The sequence below is a fragment of the Methylocystis sp. genome (genome assembly GCF_021731785.1).
Taxonomy (GTDB): Bacteria; Pseudomonadota; Alphaproteobacteria; order Rhizobiales; family Beijerinckiaceae; genus Methylocystis.
Genome location: NZ_JAKFWS010000064.1, coordinates 1 through 5,556, shown reverse-complemented (window position 1 = coordinate 5,556; position 5,556 = coordinate 1). Strand labels below are relative to the sequence as shown.

3 protein-coding genes are annotated in these 5,556 nt (G+C 59.7%); 2 read left to right on the top strand and 1 reads right to left on the bottom strand.

The window, feature by feature from the left end:
• Together QZ964_RS12005 and QZ964_RS12000 are read left to right on the top strand one after the other, a co-directional pair.
• The coding region (locus QZ964_RS12005) for a CusA/CzcA family heavy metal efflux RND transporter (RefSeq protein WP_292531895.1) at nucleotides 1–2,252 on the top strand (2,252 nt) is incomplete at its 5' end.
• 515 nt (nucleotides 2,253–2,767) lie between these two features.
• Nucleotides 2,768–5,032, top strand: coding sequence for a copper-translocating P-type ATPase (locus QZ964_RS12000; protein WP_292531894.1), 2,265 nt, complete (start codon nucleotides 2,768–2,770; stop codon nucleotides 5,030–5,032).
• Nucleotides 5,033–5,431: 399 nt separating this feature from the next.
• On the opposite strand, the gene QZ964_RS11995 is transcribed toward QZ964_RS12000, so the two are convergent.
• Nucleotides 5,432–5,556: DUF1259 domain-containing protein (locus tag QZ964_RS11995; RefSeq protein WP_292531896.1), on the bottom strand; the 125-nt coding region annotated here is incomplete at its 5' end.

The following is a 5,556-nucleotide window of genomic DNA, read 5'->3' as shown; positions in this document are numbered from 1 at the left end:
CCCTTGCGCAGATGGCGACAAGCTTGCCCAAGGGCGTTGAGATCGTCTCGGTTTACGACCGCTCCCAGCTCATTCATGCAGCCATCGAGACGCTCAGGAGCACACTCGTCGAAGAAGGCGTCATTGTCGCTCTCGTCTGCGTCGTCTTTCTAATGCATGTGCGCAGCGCACTCGTCGCCATCATCATGCTTCCCGTTGGCGTATTAATGGCTTTCGCCGCGATGAAGGCGCTGGGAATCGGCTCCAACATCATGAGTTTGGGCGGCATCGCCATCGCTATCGGCGCAATGGTGGACGCCGCCATCGTTATGATTGAGAACGCGCATAAGCATCTGGAGCGCGCGCTTCCCAACAAACAGCGTATCGAGATACTGATCGATGCTGCGACCGAGGTTGGCCCCGCGCTGTTCTTCAGCCTGTTGATCATTACGGTTTCGTTCCTGCCCATCTTCACGCTCGAAGCGCAAGAGGGGCGTCTGTTCAGCCCGCTCGCCTTCACCAAGACGTTCGCTATGGCGGCGGCGGCGCTTCTTTCCGTGACGCTCGTGCCGGCGCTGATGGTCGTCTTCGTGCGCGGAAAAATTGTTCCCGAGGCGAGAAACCCCATCAATCGCGCACTCATCTGGCTCTATCGGCCGATCATACGTCTGGTGCTCAAAGCGAAAGTCGCCACTATTCTGCTGGCGCTGGGCGCGCTGGCGCTGACCATCATTCCGGCCCGCCAGCTCGGTAGCGAATTCATGCCCACTCTCAACGAGGGCGCGCTTCTTTACATGCCGACGACGCTGCCGGGGCTCTCGGTCACCAAGGCCGCCGAACTCCTGCAAACGCAGGACCGCATCATCAAATCCTTCCCCGAGGTTCAGTCCGCCTATGGCAAGGCTGGGCGCGCTTCCACCGCGACCGACCCGGCGCCGCTCGAAATGTCCGAGACCGTCATCCAGTTGAAGCCGAAGGATCAGTGGCGTTCTGGAATAACAATCGACAAGCTCATTGCAGAAATGGATGCGGCGCTGCAATTCCCCGGCGTGTCGAACGCCTGGACCATGCCGATCCGAAACAGGATCGACATGCTGGCGACGGGGATCAGAACGCCGATCGGCGTCAAGATTTTTGGCCGCGACCTGTCGCAAATGGAGGGGCTCGCGCGCCAAGTCGAGGCCGTCTTGAAGCGCGTGCCCGGAACTTCGAGCGCCTACGCCGAACGCGTCATCGGCGGCTATTATCTGGATATTGTTCCCGACCGCGCGATGCTCGCGCGCTACGGCCTCATGATCGGCGACTTGCAAGAGGTTATCGCGACGGCTCTTGGCGGCGAGACCGTAACCACGACCGTCGAGGGGCGTGAACGCTACGGCGTCAATATTCGCTATCCGCGCGACTTTCGATCTGATCCGAGGGCGATCGCCAGCGAAGTGCTGGTCGCCATGCCGGGCGGCGGGACGGTTCCGCTCGGCGAGGTGGCGAGGGTGGAACTCGTTCGTGGTCCAACTTCGATCCGCACCGAAAACGGCCAGCTCGCGGTCTATATCTTCGTCGATATTCGGGACCGCGATCTTGGCGGCTATGTCGCGGAAGCGCGTAAATCGGTCACAGACGCGATCGAGTTCCCGCCCGGTTCTTATGTCACCTGGAGCGGCCAATTCGAATATCTGGAGCGCGCCGACGCGCGCATGCGGATCGTCGTGCCCCTGACGCTGCTCGTCATTTTCCTGCTGCTCTATCTGAATTTCCGCCGCTTGACCGAGACATTGATTGTCATGCTGTCGCTGCCCTTCGCGCTGGTCGGCGGCGTGTGGCTGATGTGGTGGTTGAACTTCAACATGTCCGTCGCGGTGGCGGTGGGATTCATCGCGCTCGCCGGCGTCGCCGCAGAAACCGGCGTCGTCATGCTGATTTATCTCGACCACGCGATGCAAGAAATTATGACTACACGTGAAAGTTCGCGCACTACTCTTACGAGAGCGGATTTGCATGAGGCGATCATGCTCGGCGCTGTCGAACGTGTGCGGCCGAAGATGATGACAGTCGTCGCGATCATGGCGGGGCTCGTGCCGATCCTCTGGAGCACGGGCGCAGGATCAGAAGTTATGCAGCGTATCGCCGTTCCGATGATTGGCGGGATGGTGTCTTCGACGGCTCTGACGCTCGTTGTCATTCCGGCGATCTATGCGCTGATCAAGGGGTTTGGCCTGTCTCAAATAAGAGAGGTCAAACAGGAGTTGGAAGGAACTATCCACGCAGCTCCATAATACAATGACAACTATCTTCAGAGGAGGAAGCCCAATGCTTAGACTCTCTATTGCCTTAGCGACGATGCTGTCCTTATCCGTTCCCGCGATGGCGCAAGGCATGGACGAACACGATCCGCAGACTCATGGGATGGTGCCTGGCGGACATGGGAGGCACATGCATCGTGATTGGAGCACCCCCGGTCAGCACAGACATAATGTGTGCTGGCACCGCCATCATGGAAGATGGGTGTGGGTCTGTCGCTGACGGAGAGCGCTTCTTGATTGAACGCATATTCAATGCGAAGTCCCGTATATGGTAATCTCTATTGATGACAATGGAGCGGCCCGACAGCAAATCGGCTATCGGGCCGCTCAAATTTGGCAGACCGAATTCGAGTGACTGCAGTGCCCCCGTAAGCTTTGCATTGCGAAGCTTTCCGAGTGACGATGCACGATGACGACATAGCGCGAGCGGTATATTCCGCTGCCGATGGCGTCGTGGGCACTGACAGGAGAAATGGTGCAACAGAAGGATGACCCGCGTGGCCCAGGAGCATCGGCATGATCACGCCTCCCATGAGGAATCGAGATCCGCCCGCGCCGGCGGCGCGACCGAACATTCGGCTCAAGGTGATACACACGCGACGAACGCTATCTACACATGCCCGATGCATCCGCAGATTCGTAAGATCGGGCCCGGAAATTGTCCGATCTGCGGCATGACGCTTGAGCCACTCGTCGCTTCGACCGAAGCCGAACCGAACGCCGAACTCATGGACATGACCAGGCGGTTCTGGATCGGGCTGGCGTTGGCGGCGCCGGTGCTCGTCTTGGAGATGGGCGGCCATTTATTCAATCTGCATCACTTGCTAGCGCCGCAGGCATCGAACTGGCTTCAGCTCATTTTGGCGACGCCGGTCGTGATTTGGGCTGGCTGGCCGTTTTTCGTTCGAGGCGCGCAATCGCTCGTGACACGTAATCTTAATATGTTCACGCTCATCGCCATGGGAACGGGCATCGCCTGGATTTACAGCGTCATCGCAACATTGGCGCCGTCGCTCTTCCCGCTGGCATTCCGCAACCTTGATGGCTCTGTCCCGATCTATTTCGAGGCGGCGGCGGTTATCACGGTCCTTGTTCTGCTTGGACAAGTTCTCGAACTGCGCGCCAGAGAGCAGACCGGCGGCGCTATTCGCGCACTACTCAATCTTGCGCCTATGACGGCGAAGCGCGTCAAGGAAGATGGCTCTGACGAGGAGGTCTCCTTAACCGAGGTTCATGTCGGCGACCGCCTGCGCGTGCGTCCAGGCGAAAAGGTCCCAGTCGACGGCGTGCTTCTCGAAGGGCGCAGTTCTGTTGACGAGTCCTTGGTGACCGGGGAGTCCATGCCGGCGACCAAAAGCGCCGGCGACACGGTCATCGGTGGCACGCTTAATCAAACTGGTAGCTTCGTGATGCGCGCAGACAAGGTTGGCGGCGACACGCTGCTTTCGCGCATCGTAGACATGGTCGCTTCCGCGCAACGAAGCCGCGCGCCGATTCAGCGCCTTGCCGATCAAGTCTCAGGCTGGTTCGTCCCGCTTGTGATCCTCATTGCGCTGCTGGCCTTCACCGCCTGGGCATTCTGGGGACCGGAGCCGCGGATGAGCTATGGCCTTATCGCCGCCGTTTCGGTTCTTATCATCGCTTGTCCCTGTGCTCTTGGTCTTGCGACCCCTATGTCCGTGATGGTCGGCATCGGGCGTGGCGCTCAATATGGGGTGCTCATCAAAAATGCCGAAGCGCTGGAGCGCTTCGAGAAGATCGACACGCTAGTTGTGGACAAAACCGGGACGCTGACCGAAGGCAAGCCGCGCGTAACGGCCGTCCACCCGGCTGCCGGAGTCGCCGAGAATGATCTATTGGCGATCGCGGCGAGTCTTGAGCGCGCAAGTGAACATCCGCTGGCGTTGGCGATTGTTCAAACCGCTGCCGAACGGGGGCTCGCGCTGAAAGAGGCGACGGATTTCGATTCGCCTGTCGGCAAGGGCGTGATTGGCCGGGTCGACGGCAAGGCGATCGCGATCGGCAATCGTCGCTTTCTGGGAGAACTTGGCGTCGATACCACGCCGCTCGATAACCAAGCGGAACGACTGCGCGAAGAGGCCGCAACCGCGATCTTTGTCGCCATAGACAAAAAAATTTCCGGCCTCATCGGGATCGCCGACCCAATCAAAGCGACGACGCTCGACGCGCTGCAATCGCTGCGCGAGGATGGCGTTGCTGTCGTAATGCTGACGGGCGATAACTGGACGACAGCGCGCGCTGTCGCAAAACAACTCGGAATAACCGAAGTCGAAGCTGAAATCCTGCCCGAGGACAAGAGCAAAATTGTGAGCCGTTTGCGCGAGGCGGGTCGAGTTGTCGCCATGGCGGGGGACGGCGTGAACGACGCGCCCGCCTTGGCCGCCGCCGATGTAGGCATAGCTATGGGGACCGGAACCGATGTCGCGATCGAGAGCGCGGGGGTGACCTTGCTGAAGGGCGATCTCCGAGGCATCGTGCGCGGGCGGCGCCTTTCCAAGACGACCATGCGCAATATCCGAGAAAATCTTTTCTTCGCGTTTTTCTATAACGCCGCCGGGGTGCCGATCGCGGCCGGCGCGCTCTATCCGGCCTTCGGGATCCTCTTGTCGCCGACGATCGCCGCGGCGGCGATGGCGCTATCGTCGGTTAGCGTCGTCCTCAATTCTCTGCGGCTCCGGCAAGCGGAGATCGAACCTCAGGCCAAAATTGAGATGCCGCCGTTCTCGACCTGATCAGAAAGCTAAGGGCTAAGCACGCAATCATCTTCGGTCACGTGGTGGCAAGGTCGTCACGTCATTCTTGACGTGGTCTGCCGCCTGAAGAGCGATCCCCCATGAACTATGGTTTTGGGCAACAGCCTTTGGCAGCGCTCGTGATCGATGCGGCCCTGATCGACGGCGCGCCAATGCCAATGCTTTTTACCTTTGACAGAGGGTCCAGGCCCGTTCGGCAATTCCTACGCTCATGTCTCGTCTTAATGACAAGAGAGCCGGCACCACGGCGGCGGACGCTAGCGGCGGTGGCGCGCTCCTGCAATGTCTGCGTTGGGTCCACAAGCGGTCGTTCGGTCTTATGTGACCGGCGCAGCGTGTGATGGCTGTGACGGTTCATTGAGGCGACGAAATGAGGTGTCAGCTCCTGGCGGCCACATGGACTGTATCGAGAGCTGCGCGCAATCCACGCGCCAGTTTCACAGCGTCGTCATTCGCCCAGAAGTGCACGAAAAAGAGCCGCGGCTCGTCATCGAGCATGTGGT

What these genes read in the sequence shown, in the direction of transcription:
- QZ964_RS12000 (WP_292531894.1), top strand. Translation starts at nt 2,768, where the DNA reads ATGACCCGCGTGGCCCAGGAGCATCGGCATGATCACGCCTCCCATGAG.